At 41.0% G+C, this 25,586-nt stretch carries 24 protein-coding genes and 1 tRNA gene; 24 read left to right on the top strand and 1 reads right to left on the bottom strand.

Annotation, left to right across the window (positions count from 1 at the left end):
• Positions 1 to 82: 82 nt before the first annotated feature.
• The 21 genes from PEPTYR26121_RS07455 (at position 83) to PEPTYR26121_RS07350 (ending at position 23,323) form a co-directional block, all read left to right on the top strand.
• Complete coding sequence (locus PEPTYR26121_RS07455) at positions 83 to 1,693, top strand: ABC-F family ATP-binding cassette domain-containing protein (protein ID WP_180500687.1); 1,611 nt, start codon at positions 83 to 85, stop codon at positions 1,691 to 1,693.
• Between the two features lie 49 nt (positions 1,694 to 1,742).
• Positions 1,743 to 2,645 (top strand): Ppx/GppA phosphatase family protein, encoded by a 903-nt coding sequence (locus PEPTYR26121_RS07450; protein WP_180500680.1) that lies wholly within the window; start codon positions 1,743 to 1,745, stop codon positions 2,643 to 2,645.
• 2 nt (positions 2,646 to 2,647) lie between these two features.
• The gene (gene ppk1, locus PEPTYR26121_RS07445; protein WP_180500679.1) at positions 2,648 to 4,798 is read left to right on the top strand and encodes a polyphosphate kinase 1; all 2,151 of its coding nucleotides are present in this window, start codon (positions 2,648 to 2,650) and stop codon (positions 4,796 to 4,798) included.
• A gap of 121 nt (positions 4,799 to 4,919) precedes the next feature.
• Positions 4,920 to 5,396: a methylated-DNA--[protein]-cysteine S-methyltransferase gene (locus PEPTYR26121_RS07440; protein WP_180500677.1), complete on the top strand. Its 477-nt coding sequence runs from the start codon at positions 4,920 to 4,922 to the stop codon at positions 5,394 to 5,396.
• A complete protein-coding gene (locus PEPTYR26121_RS07435; RefSeq protein WP_246285921.1) occupies positions 5,389 to 7,005 on the top strand; it encodes a potassium/proton antiporter in 1,617 nt (538 codons plus the stop codon). The genes PEPTYR26121_RS07440 and PEPTYR26121_RS07435 overlap by 8 nt, the downstream gene beginning before the upstream one ends.
• A gap of 90 nt (positions 7,006 to 7,095) precedes the next feature.
• A tRNA-Thr gene (locus PEPTYR26121_RS07430) sits at positions 7,096 to 7,171 on the top strand.
• A gap of 244 nt (positions 7,172 to 7,415) precedes the next feature.
• Positions 7,416 to 9,017 (top strand): ribosomal protection-like ABC-F family protein, encoded by a 1,602-nt coding sequence (gene abc-f / locus PEPTYR26121_RS07425; RefSeq protein WP_180500675.1) that lies wholly within the window; start codon positions 7,416 to 7,418, stop codon positions 9,015 to 9,017.
• A 525-nt stretch (positions 9,018 to 9,542) separates the two neighbouring features.
• A complete protein-coding gene (locus tag PEPTYR26121_RS07420; RefSeq protein ID WP_000420682.1) occupies positions 9,543 to 9,857 on the top strand; it encodes a YdcP family protein in 315 nt (104 codons plus the stop codon).
• A 15-nt stretch (positions 9,858 to 9,872) separates the two neighbouring features.
• Complete coding sequence (locus PEPTYR26121_RS07415) at positions 9,873 to 10,259, top strand: YdcP family protein (RefSeq protein ID WP_000985015.1); 387 nt, start codon at positions 9,873 to 9,875, stop codon at positions 10,257 to 10,259.
• Positions 10,260 to 10,287: 28 nt separating this feature from the next.
• A complete protein-coding gene (locus PEPTYR26121_RS07410) occupies positions 10,288 to 11,673 on the top strand; it encodes an FtsK/SpoIIIE domain-containing protein (protein WP_000813488.1) in 1,386 nt (461 codons plus the stop codon).
• A 177-nt stretch (positions 11,674 to 11,850) separates the two neighbouring features.
• The gene (gene mobT / locus PEPTYR26121_RS07400) at positions 11,851 to 13,056 is read left to right on the top strand and encodes a MobT family relaxase (protein WP_000398284.1); all 1,206 of its coding nucleotides are present in this window, start codon (positions 11,851 to 11,853) and stop codon (positions 13,054 to 13,056) included.
• A 42-nt stretch (positions 13,057 to 13,098) separates the two neighbouring features.
• A complete protein-coding gene (locus PEPTYR26121_RS07395) occupies positions 13,099 to 13,320 on the top strand; it encodes a hypothetical protein (protein WP_001009056.1) in 222 nt (73 codons plus the stop codon).
• A 116-nt stretch (positions 13,321 to 13,436) separates the two neighbouring features.
• Complete coding sequence (locus PEPTYR26121_RS07390) at positions 13,437 to 13,934, top strand: antirestriction protein ArdA (RefSeq protein ID WP_000342539.1); 498 nt, start codon at positions 13,437 to 13,439, stop codon at positions 13,932 to 13,934.
• 88 nt (positions 13,935 to 14,022) lie between these two features.
• Positions 14,023 to 14,415, top strand: a complete 393-nt coding sequence (locus tag PEPTYR26121_RS07385; protein ID WP_000723888.1) for a conjugal transfer protein — start codon at positions 14,023 to 14,025, stop codon at positions 14,413 to 14,415.
• On the top strand, positions 14,399 to 16,846 hold the full coding sequence (gene tcpF / locus PEPTYR26121_RS07380; RefSeq protein ID WP_000331160.1) for a conjugal transfer ATPase TcpF: 2,448 nt from the start codon (positions 14,399 to 14,401) through the stop codon (positions 16,844 to 16,846). Before PEPTYR26121_RS07385 ends, tcpF begins: the two co-directional genes overlap by 17 nt.
• 2 nt (positions 16,847 to 16,848) lie before the next feature.
• Positions 16,849 to 19,026: a CD3337/EF1877 family mobilome membrane protein gene (locus tag PEPTYR26121_RS07375; protein WP_000804748.1), complete on the top strand. Its 2,178-nt coding sequence runs from the start codon at positions 16,849 to 16,851 to the stop codon at positions 19,024 to 19,026.
• Positions 19,023 to 20,024, top strand: coding sequence for a bifunctional lytic transglycosylase/C40 family peptidase (locus PEPTYR26121_RS07370; RefSeq protein ID WP_000769868.1), 1,002 nt, complete (start codon positions 19,023 to 19,025; stop codon positions 20,022 to 20,024). Before PEPTYR26121_RS07375 ends, PEPTYR26121_RS07370 begins: the two co-directional genes overlap by 4 nt.
• A gap of 14 nt (positions 20,025 to 20,038) precedes the next feature.
• Complete coding sequence (locus PEPTYR26121_RS07365) at positions 20,039 to 20,923, top strand: conjugal transfer protein (RefSeq protein WP_425484718.1); 885 nt, start codon at positions 20,039 to 20,041, stop codon at positions 20,921 to 20,923.
• Between the two features lie 92 nt (positions 20,924 to 21,015).
• Positions 21,016 to 21,102, top strand: coding sequence for a tetracycline resistance determinant leader peptide (locus PEPTYR26121_RS07360; RefSeq protein WP_011058339.1), 87 nt, complete (start codon positions 21,016 to 21,018; stop codon positions 21,100 to 21,102).
• Positions 21,103 to 21,117: 15 nt separating this feature from the next.
• On the top strand, positions 21,118 to 23,037 hold the full coding sequence (tet(M), locus tag PEPTYR26121_RS07355; protein ID WP_000691727.1) for a tetracycline resistance ribosomal protection protein Tet(M): 1,920 nt from the start codon (positions 21,118 to 21,120) through the stop codon (positions 23,035 to 23,037).
• 118 nt (positions 23,038 to 23,155) lie between these two features.
• On the top strand, positions 23,156 to 23,323 hold the full coding sequence (locus tag PEPTYR26121_RS07350) for a cysteine-rich KTR domain-containing protein (protein ID WP_000336323.1): 168 nt from the start codon (positions 23,156 to 23,158) through the stop codon (positions 23,321 to 23,323).
• 59 nt (positions 23,324 to 23,382) lie between these two features.
• On the opposite strand, the gene PEPTYR26121_RS07345 is transcribed toward PEPTYR26121_RS07350, so the two are convergent.
• Complete coding sequence (locus PEPTYR26121_RS07345; RefSeq protein WP_001227347.1) at positions 23,383 to 23,736, bottom strand: helix-turn-helix transcriptional regulator; 354 nt, start codon at positions 23,734 to 23,736, stop codon at positions 23,383 to 23,385.
• A 504-nt stretch (positions 23,737 to 24,240) separates the two neighbouring features.
• Here PEPTYR26121_RS07345 and PEPTYR26121_RS07340 point away from each other — a divergent pair.
• The 3 genes from PEPTYR26121_RS07340 (at position 24,241) to PEPTYR26121_RS07330 (ending at position 25,554) form a co-directional block, all read left to right on the top strand.
• Positions 24,241 to 24,663 carry a sigma-70 family RNA polymerase sigma factor gene (locus PEPTYR26121_RS07340; protein ID WP_000804885.1) on the top strand — a complete coding sequence of 141 codons (423 nt, stop codon included), beginning with the start codon at positions 24,241 to 24,243 and terminating at the stop codon, positions 24,661 to 24,663.
• Positions 24,660 to 24,890 carry a helix-turn-helix domain-containing protein gene (locus tag PEPTYR26121_RS07335; RefSeq protein WP_000857133.1) on the top strand — a complete coding sequence of 77 codons (231 nt, stop codon included), beginning with the start codon at positions 24,660 to 24,662 and terminating at the stop codon, positions 24,888 to 24,890. The genes PEPTYR26121_RS07340 and PEPTYR26121_RS07335 overlap by 4 nt, the downstream gene beginning before the upstream one ends.
• 460 nt (positions 24,891 to 25,350) lie before the next feature.
• Positions 25,351 to 25,554, top strand: a complete 204-nt coding sequence (locus PEPTYR26121_RS07330; protein WP_000814511.1) for an excisionase — start codon at positions 25,351 to 25,353, stop codon at positions 25,552 to 25,554.
• The last annotated feature ends 32 nt before the right edge of the window (positions 25,555 to 25,586 follow it).

The following is a 25,586-nucleotide window of genomic DNA, read 5'->3' as shown; positions in this document are numbered from 1 at the left end:
TCGGATCCCGATTAAAAGCGGTGTCGAGCGGGCTTATTAATGGTACAATACATTCGATTAAAATAATTTTAGAAGGTGAACTATGTTACAAGTATCAAATGTCAGCGTATTATTTCCGGACAAAAAATTGTTCGACGAAGTGGATCTTCTCTTTCAAGGGGGCAATTGCTACGGCATTATCGGCGCCAACGGAGCGGGGAAATCCACATTTTTAAAAATTCTCTCGGGAGAGCTGGAGCCCTCCACCGGCCATGTATCGAAAGATAAAAACGAGCGTATCTCGAAGTTGAAGCAAGACCACTTCGCCTACGACGACTTTTCCGTCCTGGACACGGTGATTCAGGGGAATGAAGAGCTTTATGCCATTCGGGAAGAAAAAGACGCCATCTACCTGAAGCCCGATTTTTCGGATGAGGACGGCATTCGCGCCGGCGAACTGGAGGCGAAATTCCAGGAGATGAACGGCTATGAGGCGGAAGCGGAGGCTTCCCGCCTGCTCCAAGGCTTGGGGATTCCACTGGAAAAGCACGAGCAGACCATGTATGAGCTTTCCGAAGCGGAAAAGGTAAAAGTTCTATTGGCACAGGCCCTCTTCGGCGAACCGGGCATTTTGCTTCTGGACGAGCCCACCAACGGTCTCGACGTGCGGGCGGTTATGTGGCTCGAGGATTTCCTCGCCGATTTTCCGGGCATCGTCCTCGTGGTCAGCCACGACCGTCACTTCTTAAACAATGTGTGTACCCACATGGTGGACATCGACTTCGGCAAGATCAATATGGTTACCGGGAACTACGATTTCTGGTACGAATCCGGTCAATTGGCCGCCAAGCTTATTAAAGAACAAAACAAGAAAAAAGAAGAAAAGATTAAGGAGCTTACGGATTTCATTCAGCGCTTCAGCGCCAATAAGTCCAAATCCAAACAGGCCACCAGCCGTAAAAAGCTCCTGGATAAAATCGACCTTACGGAGATTCGCCCCTCTTCGAGACGTTATCCCTTCGTGGGTTTTACCCTCTCGAGAGAAGTGGGGAACGAAATCTTGACGGTAGAAAATCTCTCCTCTTCTATGGACGGAAAGGTCCTCTTCAAAGATATGTCCTTCAGAATCGACAAAGACGATAAAATCGCCTTTATCGGCAATGACGTGGCCATTACCCGCTTCTTCGAAATCATTACGGGCAACTGCGACGACTACGAAGGGGAATATAAATGGGGACAGACCATTACCATGCGCTACTTCCCGAGAGACAATAGCGAATACTTCGACGGTCGGGACGAAAACCTCGTGGATTGGCTGAGAAATTACAGCGAGGATCAATCGGAGATCGTCATGCGTTCTCTCTTGGGTCGTATGCTCTTTTCCGGCGACGAAGTGCTGAAAAAAGTGAATGTCCTTTCCGGCGGGGAGCGAGTGCGCATGATGTTTTCCAAGATGATGATCGATCCGAGCAATGTGCTTATCTTCGACCAGCCCACCAATCACCTGGATCTGGAAAGTATCGAAGCGGTAAACAACGGGCTTATCGATTTTAAGAGCAATGTACTCTTTACGGCCCACGACCACCAGTTTATTTCCTCCATCGCCAATCGCATCATCGAAATTCGCGACGACGGCACCGTCTTTGATGTGAAGACCGATTACGAAGACTTTATCGAACGCTATATTGTGGAACCTAATGAAGGATTAAACTGAATTTAACATAGACAAAACATTTCAACGTTAGAGTGAAAAGAGGTGCACGATGCACAGCGTCATCGACATCGGTTCCAATACCGTACGCCTGTCGGTTTTTCGCATAGAAGACGGCAAGGCACTAAATCTATTCAATGAAAAGCAAACCGTCGGCTTGGCAGGCTATCGGAAAAACGGGCGACTTACGGAAGAAGGTATTCGCGCCCTAATCGAAACTCTCGGGCATTTTATATATATTCTCGATCAGTTGGACGCCATTCGCTATACCCATGCTATCGCGACCGCTTCCATCCGAAATATTAAAAACTCGGAGGAAGTTCTTCGCTGCGTGAAAGAAGCCCTCGATCTCGATATCGAGATCTTAAGCGGTGAAGAAGAAGCCCGTCTGGCCTTTGTCGGTGCAGCCGGCGCAATCGAAGGCCACCTGAACGGCGTCTTAACGGATATCGGCGGCGGCTCCACGGAAATTGTACTCTTTGAAAAGGGGTGTGTTGTGGACTCCGCCTCTTTGGACATCGGCTCTCTGTCCGTCTTTCGGGACTATGTAGACGGCCTGTTTATAGATAATGACGATCGCAAAGAAGTGGACGAGCGCTTGAAATTTTTATTAAATGCTCAAGACATTCCGAGGGACCACTATCCTATTCTCTGCGCCGTAGGCGGGAGCGCCCGAGCGACGTTGAAAATGTATAATACTCTTTTCGACGAGCATCCGGACAACGACGAGATGAACACCGACGATTTGAAGACCTTAATGAAACATTTGCTGGACATTGATGATAAAGAAAAAATGGAAATTATTCTAAAGGTAAAAGCAGACCGTATCCATACCTTATTGCCCGGCTTAACGATTCTTTATCGAATCGCAAAATATTTTCACGTGGATAAAATTGCCGTCGCTCAGACGGGTATTCGGGAGGGGTACGTTATCAGCCGCATTATAGGAGGCTAATAATGCACGATATTTCTTTCACTCAAAACCGCGAATTATCATGGTTGCTCTTTAATGAACGCGTCCTTGAAGAAGCTCAGGACGGGCGCGTTCCCCTTCTGGAGCGTTTAAAATTCCTGTCGATTTTCGATTCCAATCTCGACGAATTCTTTATGGTACGGGTAGGATCCCTCACGGATCTTTCCATGCTCAACAAGCGCGTCATCGACAACAAATCCGAAATGGATCAGGATGAGCAATTGGCCGCCATTATGGATCGAGTCAAGGGTTTATACCAGAAAAAAGATTACGTCTTTAAAGATCTTAGAGATCAGTGTCGAGCCAAGGGTTTTTATGCCGTAGAAAACGAGGAATTGACGGAACATGAGGAAAGAATCTTAAGAGCCTATTTTGAAAACACCGTAAGCCCCTATTTAAGTTATCAAATCGTCGATTTAACCCATCCTTTTCCCCGGATTCCCAATCTGGGGATCGTCATTCTCTATCGCTTGAGGAAAAAAGAATCGGACGACGGAAATTGCATCGGCCTTATTCAGGTGCCGCCAAATTTAAAACGGGCCATTCGTCTAGATAAAAATAAATACATCCTTCTGGAAAAAGTGATCGAGAAATACGGCGCCGTCCTCTTTGAGTCCTACCATGTGGAAGATACGTATACCATGAGTCTGACCCGCAATGCGGACATCGACTGGGACGACGAAGATTACGAATTTGCTGAGGATTACCGCTCCCACATGAAGAAGATGTTGAAAAAAAGAAAGCGTCTCATGCCCGTGCGGCTGGAGCTCGATCGCCTGCCGCCGAAAGATGTATTGGACTCCCTATTAAAGAATTTATCTCTGGATCCGAGCCGGGTGTTCGTTACATCGAGCCCGGTGCGCCTCGGTTATCTCTTCGATATGGTGGAGGAGCTTGCGCCCCTTATGGGACCTGAAAATCTGGATGCACCCTTCGAGCCGAGGATCGGGCGGGATGTAGACGAGAATCTGCCAATGATGGAGCAGATCGAAGAGCGGGACATCCTCCTCTCCTATCCTTACGAATCCATGGATCCCATTATCCGCTTGTTGGACGAGGCGGCGAAGGATCCCACCGTAGTTTCCATTAAGATCACCCTTTACCGCATCGCCAAAAACTCCTTGGTGGCGGAAAAACTCATGGAGGCGGCGGAAAACGGGAAGGACGTTATCGTCCTTATGGAACTTCGCGCTCGTTTCGACGAAGAGAACAATATTCTATGGTCCTCTAATTTAGAGAGCGCCGGCTGCCGGATCATTTACGGCTTCAATAAATTTAAGTGCCATTCCAAAGTACTTCTCATTACCCGCGTCGTCGATTCGAAGCCCGTCTATACTGCGCAGATCGCCACGGGCAATTACAATGAGAAGACGGCGAAACTCTATACGGATTTCGCCCTTATGACCGCTCACCAGGGCATCGGGCGGGATGTGAATCGCCTCTTCGATAATTTCCTCATCGGCGAATTAAACGGAAGCTACGATTACCTGTGGGTGAGCCCGAAAAGTTTGCCCGAAGGGGTGGAGGCGGCCATCGACGAGGAAATCGAAAAGGCCAAAAACGGAGGAGAAGGCTATGTTCGCCTCAAGATGAACTCCATTTCCGACAGAAAAATGATCGATAAACTCTCCGAAGCTTCCAATGCCGGCGTAAAAGTGGAGATGCTCGTGCGGGGCATTACCTGTATCGTGCCGAAAATTCCCGAACGTACCGAAAACATCTCCGTCTATTCCATCGTGGGGCGTTTTTTGGAACATCACCGCATCTATCAGTTCGGAAAAGGAGACGATGCAAAGGTGTATATTTCCTCGGCGGATTTTATGACGAGAAATCTGAGGAAGCGTGTAGAAGTGGCCTGTCCCGTTCTCGATCCCTCGGTGAGGGAGCGAGTATTGGAATTTATGGACACCATGTTTAAAGACGATATAAAGCGTCGGGAACTTCTCCCCTCAAAGCGTTACGTTCCCGTAGAAAACAGGGAAAACTTTATCGCTCAGGATTATCTGATGAAAGAAGCCGAAGAGTATGAGCGTGGCAAAAAAGAACGGAATGAAGAAAAAGTTGTGGCGATAAAAAGTGAAAGAAAAAAATCGGAGAGTTTCTTTACGCGGCTGATAAAGAAAATATTCGGATAAAAATAGGACTATCGACAGGGAAACCTGTCGATTTTTTATTTCTCAAGTGATCGATTTATTCTATTAAAGGGCTCCTCTTTTAAAATTTTGATATAATAAGCCTTATAGAGAGGGGCGAAGGATGAAAAAACAGGAAAAACTTTATTCAACTATAATTCAAACGCCCCTGGGTTTTATGAAAATAGAGGCAGACGACGAATGGCTTCTTTCGGTAGGTTTTACGGACGAAAGATCCGGCGAAGGAGAGAATGATCTAAGCAGGCGAGGGGCCCGTGCCCTCGAAGCGTACTTTAAGGGCGAAAAAATAACGGGGGATCTGCCGATCGCTCCGGCGCCCACCTCCTTTTCAGCAAAAGTTTACGAAGAAACGAAGAAAATCCCCTATGGAGAGGTGCGAAGCTATTCAGACATTGCCTGCGCCATAGGAAAGCCCGGTGCTTCCCGTGCCGTAGGCGGGGCGCTCAATAAAAATCGACACTTAATTCTCGTACCCTGCCACCGGGTCGTGCCGAAGAGCGGCGGCATCGGCGGTTTTAAGGAAGGGCAGGAGATGAAGGAATATTTATTGCATTTAGAACGAGAGGGTCACAGTGAATGAGATACTACTTTTTATAGCAGTCAGTTTTATTTTGGCGCTTTTCGCCATTCGTTTTTCCCATCGATACGGCATTCCGTCCCTGCTTCTATTCTTTATTTTGGGGATCGGCGCCGGATACATTATCGATTTTCAAAACTTCGACTTTATGGAACACTACGCTTCCTTCGCCCTGTTCATCATTATGTTTTACGGGGGATACGGTACAAAGCTCGCCATGGGGCTTCCGGTCTTAAAGCCCGCCGTTCTGCTTTCCTCCCTGGGCGTCGTGATCACCGCCCTGGTTACCGGGCTCTTCGCCCACTACGTTCTAGGTTTTTCCATGGTAGAATCCATGCTCTTCGGCTCGGTAATCGGCTCCACGGACTACGCCTCCGTTTCTTCCGTACTTCAGAGTAAAAATCTGAACCTGAAAAACAATTCCGCGCCTCTTTTAGAGCTTGAGAGCGGTTCAAACGACCCGACCGCTTATACCATGACCATGATCTTTTTAAGCATTCTCCTCGGATCGGATATGTCCATCCCCCTTCTCGTGGTACAGCAAATCGGGCTGGCGCTCCTTTTCGGCTACGTTATGACCCAAATATTTTTCATTATTGTGGAGCGGGTGAACTTTCAAAAAGAAGGACTTTTTACGATCTTCGTCTTTACCATGGCCCTAGGCACCTACTCTCTAACCGGCGTCTTAAACGGCAACGGCTATCTCGCCGTCTATCTCTTTGGAATTTTAATCGGCAATAGAGAATACATGGGCAAGCGGGAAGTGGTCTTTTTCTTCGACGGGCTCACGGAAATCATGCAGATCAGCCTGTTCTTCTTAATCGGCTTCCTTTCCGACATTACAAAACTTATTCAATGGTTGCCTCTCGGCGCGGTGGTTACGGTCTTTATGCTCTTTATCGCCCGTCCCGTCGCCGTCTTCGGCGTCATGCCCTTTTTTAAATCCACCTTCAAGCAAAATATCGTGCTCTGCTGGTCGGGCCTTAGGGGAGCGGCGGCCATTGCCTTTGCCATTATGGTCGTCAACAGCGGCGCTAATCTGGAGGGCGACATATTCCACGCGGTCTTTGCCGTGTGTATTGTCTCCAGTTTAATTCAGGGGTCCCTGCTTCCCTGGGTCGTAAAAAAAACCGATATGCTCGATCCGGACGATACTGTCTTAAAGACCTTTAACTACTATCAGGATCGAAGTCCCATCGGCTTTTTGGAGACCAAAGTTTTCGACAAAGAACTTATCGGGCTTCCCGTCAAAGATCTCAATCTCACCTTTGATTTTATCGTAGCGAAACTCGTTCGCGACGGAAAAACTATCGTCCCCCATGGAGAGACCGTTCTTGAAAAAGGAGATATAGTGGTCATCGGGGGCAAGAGCCACTTCGACGAAGTGGGCAGAGATCTTCAGGAATTTACTATCAGGGAACATCATCCTTGGGCGAGTAAGCGCATTATGGATTTAGATCTGAAACCCTCTGAACTGATTCTTATGTTAGAGCGGGACAACAATATCCTCGTGCCTTCCGGACAGACTGTCGTCTGCGCCGGCGATAAAATCGTCTATACGGAAGATCGCCACGAATTATTCGAGCGGCGGGAGCGGAGAAAAAGACGCTAAATCAGATCGGTGATAAGAGGATATAATTAACTTGTAAAACGGAGTTGACAAAAATCAATATCTTTCCTATAATAAGAAAGGTATTGAGATGCTATCTTAGCTCAGTTGGTAGAGCACTACGTTGGTAATGTAGAGGTCGCAGGTTCAAATCCCGTCGATAGCTCCAAATACAAAGGACCGCCTTCGGGCGGTCTTTTTTTGTGTGATAATATCCAGTGAAGGAAATGAGAAAAGATATGGGTTAAAGACAAGTGGTTGATGAAGATAGCTTCGGTATGAAAGAATCATTTTAACTTTGTATCTGGGTATATAGAGAATAACAACATTTGGAGGTATAAAAAATGATCAGCATAAATCTTATGAAGAAAAGTTAAGAGAGGAAAATCCTCTCAAAGATAATAGGAGGATTTATGATATATATAAACAATTTAAGGAAGACCCTGCCCGATAGACAACTACTTGAAATCGAAAACTTAGCGATTAATGAAAACGATCGAGTGGCTCTGATAGGAGAAAATGGAGCAGGAAAGACAACACTATTTCGAATTGTTTTAGGACTCGATAAGGAGTATACGGGGGAAGTTAATGCAGAGAGAGAGTTGGAATATTTATTGAATGATGACGATGAGGGTAAATACATCCCCAGAGAAATTTACTTTAAGGCGAAATTAAATCTTAAAGATAGGTACAGCCCCGGAGAGTATAGAAGGCTAAGACTTATGGACCTACTGGCTGATGGATCAAGTTATCTTTTAATGGATGAGCCGACATCTCATTTAGATATCGAGCAAAAAGAAAAATTAATAGAAAAACTAAAGTCAAGAAAATTCGGATACCTAATAATTTCGCATGATCGCGACTTTATCAATAATACTTGTAATAAAGTTTTAGAACTATCAGATGGTAGAATCGAACAGTATAATGGGAATTACAAGTTTTATCTCGATGAAAGAATAAAAAGACGAAAATTTAAAGAAAAAGAATACACGAACTATGTAAAGGAAAAAAGAAGACTTGAGAATCTGGCTATCAGTATTAAAGAACAGTCTTCAAAAGTTAAAACAACACCAAAGAGAATGGGAAATTCAGAAGCCAGGCTTCATAAGATGGGTGGACAAGGGAACAAGAAGAAACTGGATAAACAAGTTAAGTCGGTAGAGTCCAGAATAAACCAACTAGAATCAAAGGAAAAACCTAGTGAAGAAGTGGAAATAAAGTTATCTGTTCCGGATAATAAGAGAATTCACTCTAAAGTTTTAATAAGAGCTGAAGATCTAAATAAAGCTTTTCAGAAAAATCTCTTATTTGAGAAATCTGATTTTACAATAGAGAATAGTTCCAAAGTGGCGCTTATCGGTGACAATGGAAGTGGGAAGACCACTCTTTTAAAAATGATTCTGAATAAAGATAATATATGGGTGCATCCAAATCTTAAAATAGGCTATTTTAGCCAAATGGATGATATTTTAGATGAAGACAATAGCGTATTGGAAAACCTGTTAACTACATCTATCTATGATGAAACCATGACAAGGATTGTAGTCGCAAGATTAGGTTTTAGGAATAATGATGTCCACAAAACAATTAAAGTCCTAAGTGATGGTGAAAAAGCGAAAGTGAAATTGGCTAAAATTCTGACTTCTGATTTTAACTACCTTGTTCTTGACGAACCGACAAATTTTCTTGATATAAGGGCTATTGAGAGTTTAGAAAATCTATTAAAATCTTATGATAGACCTTTAATATTTGTAACTCACGATGAAGAATTTATAAACAATGTAGCAAATGCTCTTTTGATAATTAAGGACGAAAAAATCACACCTTTTAAAGGGAGTTTGCAGCAGTATAAGAGCAGGAAGAATCAAAAAGATAGGACTTATGATGAGAATGAGTTCTTACGTAGATTTAGAATATCTTCCATTAATTCAAGACTAGCAATGGATATATCTAAAGAAGAAAGAGAAAAGTTAGAAACAGAGTATAAAAAACTTCTTGCAAAAAAAGATGAATAACAATTATTAATAAAAGCATCTACTTTGGTAGGTGCTATTATTATGAATAGATTAATTAGAATAAGAGACAGTCGTTCAACTCTTATATTTGTTCTTGTATTCAAAATTGGTGTGGCCGTGATTTCATCTCCTTTTACTATTTGTATTGCAAACTCATGTAAGGTCAACATATTGTCATTATTTTAGATTAAAAATAGCATAAAAATCTAGTTATCCGCATAAAAACTGGACTTATCACACTTTATCAAGGTCAAAACCACTCAATTTACTACTAATTTACTACTTATGAATGAGCTTTGATACGACGATTTATCCTTGAAAAGTGAAGATATAAAGATACTTCCAATAAAATTTGAATATTTAATAGGTAGACACTTCAAAAAATGAGGTGTCTATTTTTTTACCCGATTTTGAAAGGAAGTGAACTTATGAAAACAAAAAATCAAGAATCAAAAGGTCGTTCCCCACTCTTTAAGACCATCAAACATTCATTCAGCCAATAAAAAAGAAAGGATAGGTAAAAATATGGAACTTAAATTTGTGATTCCCAACATGGAAAAAACATTCGGCAATTTAGAATTTGCTGGCGAGGATAAAGTCGTTCAGCGAAGAATCAACGGACGGCTAACTGTCTTATCAAGAAGCTATAATCTCTATTCTGATGTTCAAAGAGCAGATGATATTGTGGTGGTGCTTCCTGCTGAAGCTGGCGAAAAACATTTCGGCTTTGAGGAACGTGTGAAGTTAGTCAATCCACGTATTACCGCAGAGGGCTACAAAATCGGCACTCGTGGTTTTACAAATTACCTTTTACATGCTGACGACATGATAAAAGAATAAAGAAAGAGAGGAAAAATGATGAGATTAGCAAATGGCATTGTATTAGATAAAGACACGACTTTTGGAGAATTGAAATTCTCTGCTCTACGTCGTGAAGTGAGAATCCAAAATGAAGACGGGTCGGTTTCAGATGAAATCAAGGAACGTACCTATGACTTAAAATCCAAAGGACAAGGACGCATGATTCAAGTAAGTATTCCTGCCAGCGTGCCTTTGAAAGAGTTTGATTATAACGCACGGGTGGAACTTATCAATCCCATTGCGGACACCGTTGCTACTGCCACCTATCAAGGAGCAGATGTTGACTGGTATATCAAGGCAGACGATATTGTGCTGACAAAGGATTCTAGTTCATTCAAAGCTCAACCACAAGCAAAGAAAGAACCGACACAAGACAAATAGTCGCTAGGTAGAAAGGAGACTTTTTCGCATGAAACAGCGTGGTAAAAGGATTCGCCCATCTGGTAAAGATTTAGTCTTTCATTTTACGATAGCGTCACTCCTGCCTGTTTTCCTGCTGGTTGTCGGACTGTTTCATGTGAAGACAATCCAGCAGATCAACTGGCAGGATTTTAACCTATCACAAGCAGATAAGATTGACATTCCCTATTTAATTATCAGTTTCAGTGTCGCAATTCTTATCTGCTTGCTGGTAGCGTTTGTATTCAAACGGGTTCGCTATGATACGGTTAAACAACTTTACCACCGTCAAAAACTGGCAAAGATGATACTTGAAAACAAGTGGTATGAATCTGAACAGGTCAAAACAGAGGGTTTCTTTAAAGATAGTGCTGGTCGTACAAAGGAAAAGATAACCTACTTCCCTAAAATGTATTATCGACTTAAAAATGGCTTGATACAGATACGGGTGGAAATCACGCTGGGAAAATATCAAGACCAACTCTTACACTTGGAAAAGAAATTAGAGAGTGGCTTGTACTGTGAGCTGACGGATAAAGAGTTAAAGGATTCCTATGTGGAATATACTTTGCTCTATGACACCATAGCCAGTCGTATTTCTATTGATGAAGTAGAAGCTAAAGATGGTAAACTTCGCTTAATGAAAAACGTATGGTGGGAATATGATAAGCTCCCTCATATGTTGATTGCTGGTGGTACAGGTGGCGGTAAAACTTACTTTATACTGACACTGATTGAAGCCTTGCTTCATACAGATTCAAAACTGTATATTCTTGACCCGAAAAATGCTGATCTTGCGGACTTAGGTTCTGTGATGGCAAATGTCTACTATAGAAAAGAAGACTTGCTTTCTTGCATTGAAACATTCTATGAAGAAATGATGAAACGTAGTGAGGAAATGAAGCAGATGAAGAACTATAAGACTGGCAAAAATTATGCTTACTTAGGTCTCCCGGCACACTTCTTAATCTTTGATGAATACGTCGCTTTCATGGAAATGCTGGGAACAAAAGAAAACACCGCAGTTATGAATAAGCTGAAACAGATTGTCATGTTAGGTCGTCAAGCTGGCTTCTTTCTAATACTGGCTTGTCAACGTCCAGACGCAAAATATTTAGGCGACGGAATCCGTGATCAGTTTAATTTCAGAGTGGCTTTAGGTCGTATGTCTGAAATGGGCTATGGCATGATGTTTGGCAGTGACGTACAAAAGGATTTCTTCTTAAAGCGAATCAAAGGTCGTGGCTATGTTGATGTAGGAACAAGTGTCATATCAGAGTTTTATACTCCCCTTGTACCAAAAGGATATGATTTCTTGGAGGAAATTAAAAAGTTATCCAACAGCAGACAGTCCACGCAGGCGACGTGCGAAGCGGAAGTCGCAGGTGTGGACTGATCTTGCTGGCTGGTGTGGCAATAGCCACGCCAGCACTTAACCCCCCGTATCTAACAGGGGGGTACAAATCGACAGGAAACAGTCAAAAAAACATTAGAAAATCCTTTGGTTACAAGGGATTTACAAAATTTCAGCGTATGTCAAATGGGCTTTAAAAGTTGACATACGCCTTTTTGATTGGAGGGATTTTTACTGAATGAACAAACTTGGTTACAGCATTTAAAAGAAAAACGCTTGGCTTATGGACTATCTCAAAACCGTTTAGCTGTTGCGACTGGTATTACAAGGCAGTATCTAAGCGATATTGAAACAGGAAAAGTCAAGCCATCAGAGGATTTACAGCAGTCCCTTTGGGAAGCTCTGGAACGCTTCAATCCCGACGCTCCCCTTGAAATGCTGTTTGATTATGTAAGAATTCGCTTTCCGACAACAGACGTACAGCAGGTGGTCGAAAACATCTTACAACTGAAACTGTCCTATTTTCTTCATGAGGACTATGGTTTCTATTCTTATTCAGAGCATTATGCTTTAGGCGACATATTCGTCCTTTGCTCCCATGAACTGGACAAAGGAGTTCTGGTGGAATTGAAAGGTCGTGGGTGCAGACAATTTGAAAGCTATCTTCTGGCACAACAAAGAAGCTGGTATGAGTTCTTTATGGACGTTTTGGTGGCTGGCGGTGTGATGAAACGCCTTGACCTTGCCATTAACGATAAGACAGGGATTTTAAATATCCCTGTACTCACTGAAAAGTGCCAACAGGAAGAATGTATCTCCGTCTTCCGCAGTTTTAAAAGCTATCGCAGTGGCGAACTGGTACGCAAAGAGGAAAAGGAATGTATGGGAAACACCCTCTATATCGGTTCATTACAAAGTGAAGTTTATTTCTGTATCTATGAAAAGGACTACGAGCAGTACAAGAAAAATGATATTCCCATTGAAGACGCAGAAGTAAAAAACCGTTTTGAGATTCGATTGAAAAATGAGCGTGCCTATTATGCAGTCCGTGATTTACTCGTCTATGACAATCCAGAGCATACCGCCTTTAAAATTATCAATCGGTATATCCGTTTTGTAGATAAAGACGATTCCAAACCTCGTTCTGATTGGAAACTGAATGAAGAATGGGCTTGGTTTATTGGGAACAATCGTGAACGATTAAAACTAACCACAAAACCAGAGCCTTACTCCTTCCAAAGGACGCTGAACTGGCTATCTCATCAAGTTGCCCCGACCTTAAAGGTTGCGATTAAACTTGATGAAATCAACCAGACGCAGGTTGTAAAAGACATTCTCGACCATGCGAAACTGACAGACCGACACAAGCAGATTTTGAAGCAACAGTCAGTAAAAGAACAGGACGTGATAACAACAAAAAAATAACTCAAATACAAATTCATTGAATATAGAGAGGAGAACATTTTTATGAATTTTGGACAAAACCTTTATAACTGGTTTCTATCAAACGCTCAATCACTGGTGCTTTTAGCAATCGTTGTGATTGGCTTGTATCTTGGCTTCAAGCGTGAGTTTAGCAAACTGATTGGCTTTTTAATTATTGCGATTATTGCGGTTGGCTTAGTCTTCAACGCTGCTGGAGTAAAAGACATTTTACTAGAGCTATTCAATCGCATTATTGGTGCTTAAATAAAACCGTTCTTTTGTGGAATATAAGTGGTTTTCTTATGTTCCGCAAAGGAATGGTACACCAAACGAAGTGCGGTAGGGATTTTTGAATCTCTACAAAGAAAGGACGTGAATATATGGACGATATGCAAGTCTATATTGCGAATTTAGGCAAATACAATGAGGGCGAATTGGTCGGTGCGTGGTTTACCTTTCCCATTGACTTTGAGGAAGTCAAAGAGAAAATCGGCTTGAATGATGAATATGAGGAATACGCCATTCATGACTACGAGTTACCCTTTACGGTTGACGAATACACTTCCATTGGCGAACTCAATCGACTATGGGAAATGGTATCGGAATTACCCGAAGAATTACAATCGGAGCTATCTGCTCTGCTCACTCATTTTTCAAGCATTGAAGAACTAAGCGAACATCAAGAGGATATTATCATTCATTCCGATTGTGATGATATGTATGACGTGGCACGCTACTACATTGAAGAAACGGGTGCTTTAGGCGAAGTACCAGCTAGTCTTCAAAACTATATTGATTATCAAGCCTATGGTCGGGATTTAGACCTTTCAGGAACGTTTATCTCAACCAATCATGGGATTTTTGAAATCGTCTATTAAATCTGTCGGTACATTACTACTGGCAGATTTTCTATTTTACGGGGTGGCTCAATCAGCTACCCCTATTTTTTATGAAAGGATTGATTACATGAAGAAAATACGAAGCTATACCAGTATCTGGTCTGTGGAAAAGGTACTGTATTCTATCAATGATTTTAGACTTCCGTTTCCCATAACCTTTACGCAAATGACATGGTTTGTCGTGTCACTCTTTGCAGTGATGATACTTGGCAACTTGCCCCCTCTATCCATGATAGAGGGAGCATTTCTCAAATACTTTGGGATTCCTGTGGCTTTCACATGGTTTATGTCTACAAAAACTTTTGATGGTAAAAAGCCTTATGGATTTTTGAAGTCTGTCATTGCTTATGCACTGCGACCAAAGCTGACCTATGCAGGAAAAAAAGTAACGCTTGGCAGAAACCAGCCACAAGAAGCCATTACAGCAGTTAGGAGTGAATTTTATGGCATATCCAATTAAATACATTGAAAACAATCTCGTCTGGAATAAAGACGGGGAATGTTATGCTTACTATGAGCTTGTTCCTTACAATTACTCATTTCTAAGTCCAGAACAGAAAATACAAGTGCATGATTCTTTCAGACAGCTTATCGCACAAAATCGTGATGGCAAAATTCATGCTTTACAAATCAGTACAGAATCCAGCATACGTTCTGCACAAGAGCGTTCCAAAAATGAAGTCACTGGCAAGCTCAAAGCGGTTGCCTATGACAAAATCGACCAACAGACAGACGCTTTAATATCCATGATTGGCGAAAATCAAGTGAACTACCGTTTCTTTATCGGCTTTAAGTTGCTTCTCAACGATCAGGAGTTTTCTATGAAAAGTCTTACCGTTGAAGCAAAAAATGCTTTGTCTGATTTTGTCTATGATGTGAACCATAAGCTGATGGGCGATTTTGTTAGTATGAGTAATGATGAAATCCTGCGTTTTCAGAAGATGGAAAAGCTCTTAGAAAATAAAATCTCTCGTCGTTTCAAAATCCGCAGGTTAGATAAGGACGACTTCGGCTATCTGATTGAACACCTTTACGGACAGACAGGCACTGCCTATGAAGAGTATGAGTACCATCTATCAAAGAAAAAGCTGGATAATGAAACGCTGATTAAATACTATGACTTGATTAAGCCTACTCGCTGTTTGGTGGAAGAAAAACAGCGATATTTGAAAATCCAGCAGGAAGATGAAACCGTCTATGTAGCTTACTTTACCATTAACAGCATTGTCGGAGAACTGGACTTCCCGTCCTCTGAAATCTTCTACTACCAGCAACAGCAATTTACATTCCCGATTGATACGTCAATGAATGTGGAAATTGTAGCGAATCGTAAAGCCCTATCTACTGTCCGCAATAAAAAGAAAGAACTGAAAGACTTGGATAACCACGCTTGGCAAAGTGATAATGAAACCAGCTCCAATGTGGCGGAAGCTCTGGAAAGTGTGAATGAGCTGGAAACCAATTTAGACCAAAGCAAGGAATCTATGTACAAGCTGTCTTATGTGGTAAGGGTATCAGCAAATGATCTTGACGAACTCAAACGTCGTTGTAATGAAGTGAAAGATTTTTATGACGATTTAAGCGTAAAACTGGTACGACCATTTGGGGATATGCTCGGCTTACATGAAGAATTTTTACCTGCCAGCAAGCGTTATATGAATGATTATATTCAATACGTGACCTCTGATTTCCTCGCTGGTTTAGGTTTTGGTGCTACTCAAATGCTGGGGGAAAATGAGGGGATTTATGTTGGCTACAGCTTAGATACTGGACGCAATGTCTATCTGAAACCTGCTCTTGCCAGTCAAGGGGTTAAGGGTTCAGTAACCAATGCGTTAGCGTCGGCTTTTGTTGGTTCGCTGGGTGGTGGTAAATCCTTTGCGAATAACCTTATCGTCTATTATGCGGTGCTTTATGGGGCACAAGCAGTGATTGTAGACCCAAAAGCAGAACGTGGCAGATGGAAAGAAACCTTGCCAGAGATTTCCCATGAAATCAATATCGTCACTCTGACTTCTGATGAGAAAAACAAAGGCTTACTTGACCCTTATGTGATTATGAAAAATCCCAAAGATTCTGAATCACTGGCTATTGATATTCTGACATTCCTTACGGGGATTTCCTCTCGTGATGGGGAACGCTTCCCAATCCTTAGAAAAGCCATTCGTGCAGTAACCAATAGTGAAGTACGAGGGTTGATGAAAGTGATTGAGGAATTACGGGTTGAGAATACGCCACTAAGTACCAGTATAGCCGACCATATCGAAAGTTTTACAGACTATGACTTTGCACATTTATTATTCAGTAATGGTTATGTGGAGCAGTCTATCAGCTTAGAAAAACAACTGAACATTATACAGGTTGCGGACTTGGTACTTCCCGACAAGGAAACTTCCTTTGAGGAATATACCACTATGGAGCTTTTATCCGTTGCTATGCTGATTGTCATTAGTACCTTTGCTTTAGACTTTATCCATACAGACCGAAGCATTTTCAAGATTGTAGATTTAGACGAAGCATGGAGCTTTTTACAGGTAGCACAAGGAAAAACACTATCTATGAAGCTGGTTCGGGCTGGTCGTGCTATGAACGCTGGGGTATATTTCGTGACCCAAAATACAGACGACCTCTTAGATGAAAAACTGAAAAATAACCTCGGCTTAAAATTTGCATTTCGTTCCACTGACCTTAACGAGATTAAAAAGACCTTAGCCTTTTTTGGTGTAGACCCAGAGGACGAAAACAATCAGAAGCGATTGCGTGATTTGGAAAACGGGCAATGCCTTATCAGTGATTTATATGGTCGTGTCGGTGTGATACAGTTCCACCCTGTATTTGAAGAACTGCTCCATGCCTTTGATACCAGACCACCTGTGCGAAAAGAGGTGTAAATGTGAAACCATCAATAGTAAACAGAATAAAATCAAACTGGACGCTGAAACGTCTAGGTAAAGTGGCAATGACAGTGGCTTTCACACTTGTGATTGCCATTTTTCTTTTAGCCATGCTGGGAACGGTGGTTCAAGCTGCGGGCTTGGTAGATGATACGGTCAATGTGGCAAATGAATACAGCCGATACCCACTTGAAAACTATCAACTGGATTTTTATGTGGATAATAGCTGGGGCTGGCTTCCGTGGAACTGGTCGGACGGGATTGGAAAACAGGTCATGTATGGACTATATGCCATTACCAATTTTATTTGGACAATCAGTTTGTATGTTTCCAATGCGACAGGTTACTTAGTACAGGAAGCCTATTCCTTAGACTTCATTTCCGCTACAGCAGATTCCATTGGTAAGAATATGCAGACCTTAGCTGGTGTGAGTGCAAACGGATTTTCAACAGAGGGTTTCTATGTTGGATTCCTCTTACTCTTGATTTTGGTTCTTGGGGTTTATGTTGCCTATACGGGACTGATAAAGAGAGAAACCACAAAGGCAATTCATGCCATTATGAATTTTGTGCTGGTGTTTATCCTATCGGCTTCCTTTATTGCCTACGCTCCCGACTACATTAAAAAAATCAATGACTTTTCATCAGACATCAGTAATGCCAGTTTATCACTTGGCACGAAGATTGTCATGCCCCATTCCGATAGTCAAGGCAAGGACAGCGTGGACTTAATCAGAGATAGCCTGTTTTCCATACAGGTTCAGCAACCGTGGCTACTGCTTCAATACAACAGTTCAGACATTGAAAGTATCGGTATTGACCGTGTGGAAAGCCTGCTCTCCACCAGCCCAGATTCCAACAATGGCGAAGACAGAGAAAAAATTGTTGCGGAAGAAATTGAAGACAGAAGCAATACCAATCTAACCATTACAAAGACCATTAACCGTTTAGGTACAGTCTTCTTCCTATTTGTCTTCAATATTGGGATTTCCATATTTGTATTCCTATTAACAGGAATCATGATTTTCTCGCAGGTACTTTTTATCATCTATGCTATGTTTCTGCCTGTGAGCTTTATTTTAAGCATGATTCCATCATTTGATGGTATGTCAAAACGAGCCATAACAAAGCTCTTTAATACCATTTTGACACGAGCTGGAATCACATTGATTATTACGACAGCATTTAGTATTTCAACCATGCTCTATACCTTATCGGCTGGTTATCCGTTCTTTTTGATTGCTTTTCTACAGATTGTGACCTTTGCAGGAATCTACTTCAAGCTGGGCGATTTAATGAGTATGTTTTCTCTACAGAGTAACGATTCTCAAAGTGTGGGAAGTCGTGTGATGAGAAAACCTCGTATGCTTATGCACGCTCACATGCACCGTCTACAGCGGAAACTTGGACGTTCCATGACTACTCTAGGGGCTGGGTCTGCCATTGTTACAGGTAAAAAAGGACAGTCGGGTTCGGGGAGTTCTGCAAGGACACAAGCAGATCACTCCCGACCAGACGGAAAGGAAAAATCAACACTTGGAAAACGTATCGGTCAAACCATCGGTACAGTAGCTGATACCAAAGACAGAATGGTAGACACTGCTAGTGGTTTGAAAGAACAGGTTAAAGATTTGCCGACCAATGCAAGATATGCAGTATATCAAGGAAAATCCAAAGTAAAAGAGAATGTCCGTGATTTAACCAGTAGTATTTCTCAAACCAAAGCGGACAGAGCCAGTGGACGCAAGGAACAGCAGGAACAAAGGCGAAAAACCATTGCGAAGCGTCGCTCTGAAATGGAACAGGTCAAACAGAAAAAACAGCCTGCTTCTTCTGTTCATGAAAGACCGACTACAAGACAAGAACAATATCATGATGAACAGACCTCAAAACAGTCTAATATTCAGACTTCATATAAGGAATCTCAACAAGCCAAACAAGAGCGTCCAGCAGTTAAGTCCGATTTTTCAAGTCCAAAAGTGGAACGCCAAGGCAATACCGTTCAAGAAAAAACCGTTCAAAAGCCAGCAACTTCAACCACTACAGCAGATAGAACTTCACAACGTCCAATCACAAAAGAACGTCCGTCTACTGTTCAAAGAGTACCACTACAAAATACAAGAAGTAGACCACCAATCAAAACCGCCACCATTAAGAAAGTCGGTAAGAAACCATGAAGTTGAAAACTTTAGTGATTGGTGGTTCTGGATTATTCTTGATGGTCTTCTCACTGCTTCTGTTTGTTGCCATTTTATTTTCAGATGAACAGGACAGCGGAATTTCCAATATTCATTATGGAGGTGTGAATGTTTCCGCAGAAGTGCTGGCTCATAAGCCTATGGTAGAAAAATATGCCAAAGAATATGGCGTTGAAGAATATGTCAACATACTTCTTGCGATTATACAGGTGGAATCGGGCGGTACTGCGGAAGATGTTATGCAGTCCTCGGAATCCCTCGGTCTTCCACCTAATTCATTGAGTACAGAAGAATCCATTAAGCAAGGTGTGAAGTATTTCAGTGAATTATTAGCCAGTAGCGAAAGGCTCAGTGTAGATTTAGAATCGGTTATCCAGTCCTACAATTATGGTGGTGGTTTCTTAGGGTATGTGGCTAATCGTGGAAATAAATATACCTTTGAACTGGCTCAAAGTTTCTCAAAAGAGTATTCAGGTGGCGAAAAAGTGTCTTACCCCAATCCCATAGCCATACCTATCAATGGGGGCTGGCGATACAACTATGGCAATATGTTTTATGTGCAACTGGTAACGCAGTATCTTGTCACAACAGAGTTTGATGATGATACGGTACAAGCCATCATGGACGAAGCACTGAAATATGAGGGCTGGCGATACGTTTACGGTGGAGCTTCCCCGACTACTTCTTTTGATTGTAGCGGACTGACACAATGGACGTATGGAAAAGCTGGAATTAACTTACCACGAACCGCACAACAGCAATATGATGTGACCCAGCATATCCCACTATCGGAAGCACAAGCTGGCGATTTGGTTTTCTTTCATTCTACCTATAACGCTGGCTCTTATATTACTCATGTTGGGATATACCTTGGCAATAACCGTATGTTTCATGCAGGCGACCCAATCGGTTATGCCGACTTAACAAGCCCCTACTGGCAACAGCATTTAGTGGGAGCAGGACGAATCAAACAATGAGAAAGGAAGATTTAATGATGAAATTTAGAAAAAATCAGAATAAAGAAAAACAGATACCAAAGGAAAAGAAACCTCGTGTCTATAAGGTCAATCCTCATAAAAAGGTTGTGATTGCCTTGTGGGTACTTTTAGGGCTTAGTTTCAGCTTTGCGATATTCAAGCACTTTACAGCTATAGATACTCATACTATTCACGAAACAACTATCATAGAAAAGGAATACGTTGATACTCATCATGTAGAAAATTTTGTAGAGAACTTTGCGAAAGTCTACTATTCATGGGAGCAATCCGACAAGTCCATTGATAATCGAATGGAAAGTCTAAAAGGCTATCTGACAGATGAACTTCAAGCTCTCAATGTTGATACAGTACGCAAAGATATTCCTGTATCGTCTTCTGTAAGAGGATTTCAGATATGGACGGTAGAGCCAACTGGCGACAATGAGTTTAATGTAACCTACAGTGTAGACCAGCTCATTACAGAGGGAGAAAATACAAAGACCGTCCACTCTGCTTATATAGTGAGTGTCTATGTAGATGGTTCTGGAAATATGGTACTGGTTAAGAATCCGACCATTACCAACATACCTAAGAAATCAAGTTATAAACCAAAAGCCATTGAAAGTGAGGGGACGGTTGATTCCATTACAACCAATGAAATCAATGAGTTTTTAACGACGTTCTTCAAGCTCTATCCTACAGCGACAGCCAGTGAACTTTCCTACTATGTGAATGACGGGATATTAAAACCAATCGGAAAAGAGTACATCTTTCAAGAACTGGTAAATCCTATTCACAATCGTAAGGATAATCAAGTCACGGTATCGCTGACAGTGGAGTATATCGACCAGCAGACCAAAGCAACGCAGGTATCTCAATTTGATAGCGGGAACAAATAATTAGATGTCCTTTTTTAGGAGGGCTTAGTTTTTTGTACCCAGTTTAAGAATACCTTTATCATGTGATTCTAAAGTATCCAGAGAATATCTGTATGCTTTGTATACCTATGGTTATGCATAAAAATCCCAGTGATAAAAGTATTTATCACTGGGATTTTTATGCCCTTTTGGGTTTTTGAATGGAGGAAAATCACATGAAAATTATTAATATTGGAGTTTTAGCTCATGTTGATGCAGGAAAAACTACCTTAACAGAAAGCTTATTATATAACAGTGGAGCGATTACAGAATTAGGAAGCGTGGACAAAGGTACAACGAGGACGGATAATACGCTTTTAGAACGTCAGAGAGGAATTACAATTCAGACAGGAATAACCTCTTTTCAGTGGGAAAATACGAAGGTGAACATCATAGACACGCCAGGACATATGGATTTCTTAGCAGAAGTATATCGTTCATTATCAGTTTTAGATGGGGCAATTCTACTGATTTCTGCAAAAGATGGCGTACAAGCACAAACTCGTATATTATTTCATGCACTTAGGAAAATGGGGATTCCCACAATCTTTTTTATCAATAAGATTGACCAAAATGGAATTGATTTATCAACGGTTTATCAGGATATTAAAGAGAAACTTTCTGCCGAAATTGTAATCAAACAGAAGGTAGAACTGTATCCTAATATGTGTGTGACGAACTTTACCGAATCTGAACAATGGGATACGGTAATAGAGGGAAACGATGACCTTTTAGAGAAATATATGTCCGGTAAATCATTAGAAGCATTGGAACTCGAACAAGAGGAAAGCATAAGATTTCATAATTGTTCCCTGTTCCCTGTTTATCACGGAAGTGCAAAAAACAATATAGGGATTGATAACCTTATAGAAGTGATTACGAATAAATTTTATTCATCAACACATCGAGGTCCGTCTGAACTTTGCGGAAATGTTTTCAAAATTGAATATACAAAAAAAAGACAACGTCTTGCATATATACGCCTTTATAGTGGAGTACTACATTTACGAGATTCGGTTAGAGTATCAGAAAAAGAAAAAATAAAAGTTACAGAAATGTATACTTCAATAAATGGTGAATTATGTAAGATTGATAGAGCTTATTCTGGAGAAATTGTTATTTTGCAAAATGAGTTTTTGAAGTTAAATAGTGTTCTTGGAGATACAAAACTATTGCCACAGAGAAAAAAGATTGAAAATCCGCACCCTCTACTACAAACAACTGTTGAACCGAGTAAACCTGAACAGAGAGAAATGTTGCTTGATGCCCTTTTGGAAATCTCAGATAGTGATCCGCTTCTACGATATTACGTGGATTCTACGACACATGAAATTATACTTTCTTTCTTAGGGAAAGTACAAATGGAAGTGATTAGTGCACTGTTGCAAGAAAAGTATCATGTGGAGATAGAACTAAAAGAGCCTACAGTCATTTATATGGAGAGACCGTTAAAAAATGCAGAATATACCATTCACATCGAAGTGCCGCCAAATCCTTTCTGGGCTTCCATTGGTTTATCTGTATCACCGCTTCCGTTGGGAAGTGGAATGCAGTATGAGAGCTCGGTTTCTCTTGGATACTTAAATCAATCATTTCAAAATGCAGTTATGGAAGGGATACGCTATGGTTGCGAACAAGGATTATATGGTTGGAATGTGACGGATTGTAAAATCTGTTTTAAGTATGGCTTATACTATAGCCCTGTTAGTACCCCAGCAGATTTTCGGATGCTTGCTCCTATTGTATTGGAACAAGTCTTAAAAAAAGCTGGAACAGAATTGTTAGAGCCATATCTTAGTTTTAAAATTTATGCGCCACAGGAATATCTTTCACGAGCATACAACGATGCTCCTAAATATTGTGCGAACATCGTAGACACTCAATTGAAAAATAATGAGGTCATTCTTAGTGGAGAAATCCCTGCTCGGTGTATTCAAGAATATCGTAGTGATTTAACTTTCTTTACAAATGGACGTAGTGTTTGTTTAACAGAGTTAAAAGGGTACCATGTTACTACCGGTGAACCTGTTTGCCAGCCCCGTCGTCCAAATAGTCGGATAGATAAAGTACGATATATGTTCAATAAAATAACTTAGTGTATTTTATGTTGTTATATAAATATGGTTTCTTGTTAAATAAGATGAAATATTTTTTAATAAAGATTTGAATTAAAGTGTAAAGGAGGAGATAGTTATTATAAACTACAAGTGGATATTGTGTCCTGTATGTGGAAATAAAACACGATTAAAGATAAGGGAAGATACTGAATTAAAAAAATTCCCCCTCTATTGTCCGAAATGCAGACAAGAAAATTTAATTGAAATAAAGCAGTTCAAAGTAACTGTGATTACAGAGCCAGACGCAAAGACGCAGAGCCGATAAAATGAGATTAATACAATCTCATTTTATCGGCTCTTTCCGTTATGTATGGATTCTTTTAATTAGTCTTCGATGTTTCTTGCTTCGTTGATACCGCTGGCTAAAGATTCCATTAAGGATAGTTCTTTGTCTGTAAAGCTATCCATGTATTTCTCTATCTGTAATCGTCGGGTGCTTTTTACCAAGTTATTAGCAGGTAAGAAAAATTCATCAACGGAAACATGAAGTAACGATACAAGGTCATAAAGAACTTGTATGCTGGGGTGTTGCCCTTTATTTTCAATATTAGTTAAGTACCGTGGGTCAATTTCAATCAATGCTCCCACTTGTTCACGAGTTAAACCTCGTTTCAATCGAGCTTCTTTAATGGCTAAACCAAAGGCTCTAAAATCATATTTATCTTCTTTTTTACGCATAGTAGACCACCTCTATACATTTTATTGTTCCTACTGAATTAAAAACAGGTATAGAAAAACGTGTTATATGGTTTATAGGTTTATATTTAATAAAAAGCACTACTAAACGCCAATAAAAAAAACCGTTATATGGTAGTGCTATTTACGCTGTTAAAATATTGTATATTACTTCCAAATGGCGGTTTGTTGGAGGTCAACGTCGCCATGAAGTACATCATATACAATAAATTTCCTTACATTGGGTTCTTGTCAAAAAAAGTCGTCTATCTGCAATAGATAAGTACGTCCACCAATGTGGTTTTATAAATCATATAGATAGAATAACAGAAGCATGTAAACAGAGAAATAAATCTGTTTATATGCTTTTTTGGCTATTCAGAACTTTTTTACAAAGTTTATTTATCAGTAATGCAACAAATCCCCCTTTCACATTGGGACTAAGAGTGAAAGGAGATAAACGAGCAAGGCTCACTTCCTTTCCTAGACAGAAAGGGGGTGAGAAACATGAAACCATCTTCTTTTCAGACCACAATAGAAAATCAGTTTGACTATATCTGTAAACGTGCTATGGAAGACGAGCGAAAGAATTATATGCTTTATCTTTCAAGGATTGCAAAGCGTGAGGTGTCCTTTTCGGATGTTGGCGATTATCTTGTTAGCCAGTTTGCGACAACAGATAACTATTCAACTGACTTTCAGATTTTTACACTCAATGGGTTATCAGTAGGCGTTGAAAATGATTTGTTGAGTGAAGCATTACGTGAGTTGCCAGACAAGAAACGTGAAATTCTACTGCTGTTTTACTTTATGGACATGAGCGATTCAGAAATTGCAGACCTGTTGAAATTGAACCGTTCTACTGTCTATCGGCATAGAACCAGTGGACTAGCCTTAATTAAAAAGTTTATGGAGGAATTTGAAGAATGAAAACACAATATCCTATGATTCCCTTTCCTCTCATTGTAAAGGCAACAGATGGCGATACCGAAGCGATTAACCAGATTCTACATCATTACAGAGGGTACATAACGAAGCGTTCCCTACGACTTATGAAAGATGAATATGGCAATCAAAGTATGGTCGTTGATGAAGTCTTACGTGGAAGAATGGAAACCAGACTGATTACAAAGATTTTGTCATTTGAAATTAAGTAATATCCTCTCTCCTTTCGTGGAAGCGTGCTAAACCATTCCACGCTTCCCGAACAGGGAGGTTTGTTATTCCACCAAAGCATATTGAGCTTTCAATGTGTTTTGATAGGCTAACGAGCCATTGTTCTTTGAAAACTGAATAAAAGTAATCGAATACGTTTCGATAAGAAAAGAGCCAACGGAACTAACCGCCATGACCTATCTTATAAAGATAGCGAGCGATTCATGTTAGTGATCCGAGAAGCAATCTTTAGCAGGATTGCCTGCAACGACATTCTTATCGTGATAATGATACTCCCATACAGTCAATAGTCCGAGCGTGATAAAACCGTCGCAGGCAATGAGTATGGCTACATGAGAACCATGCAGGGGTGGAACTCCCGTGAGCTTTGCTAAAGCTGTTCGATTGCTGGTAAAACAACTTTTATGAAATCCAAATAAGTGATTTGGAAAGGAGGATTTTATGAAGCAGACTGACATTCCTATTTGGGAACGTTATACCCTAACCATTGAAGAAGCGTCAAAATATTTTCGTATTGGCGAAAACAAGCTACGACGCTTGGCAGAGGAAAATAAAAATGCAAATTGGCTGATTATGAATGGCAATCGTATTCAGATTAAACGAAAACAATTTGAAAAAATTATAGATACATTGGACGCAATCTAGCGTCGCCAAAGGGTCTTGTATATGATAAAATA

It is taken from the genome of Aedoeadaptatus nemausensis (genome assembly GCF_903819165.1).
Lineage (GTDB): Bacteria > Bacillota > Clostridia > Tissierellales > Peptoniphilaceae > Aedoeadaptatus > Aedoeadaptatus nemausensis.
The sequence above is the reverse complement of the archived record's forward strand: the minus strand, read 5'-3'. Positions and strand labels throughout refer to the sequence as shown.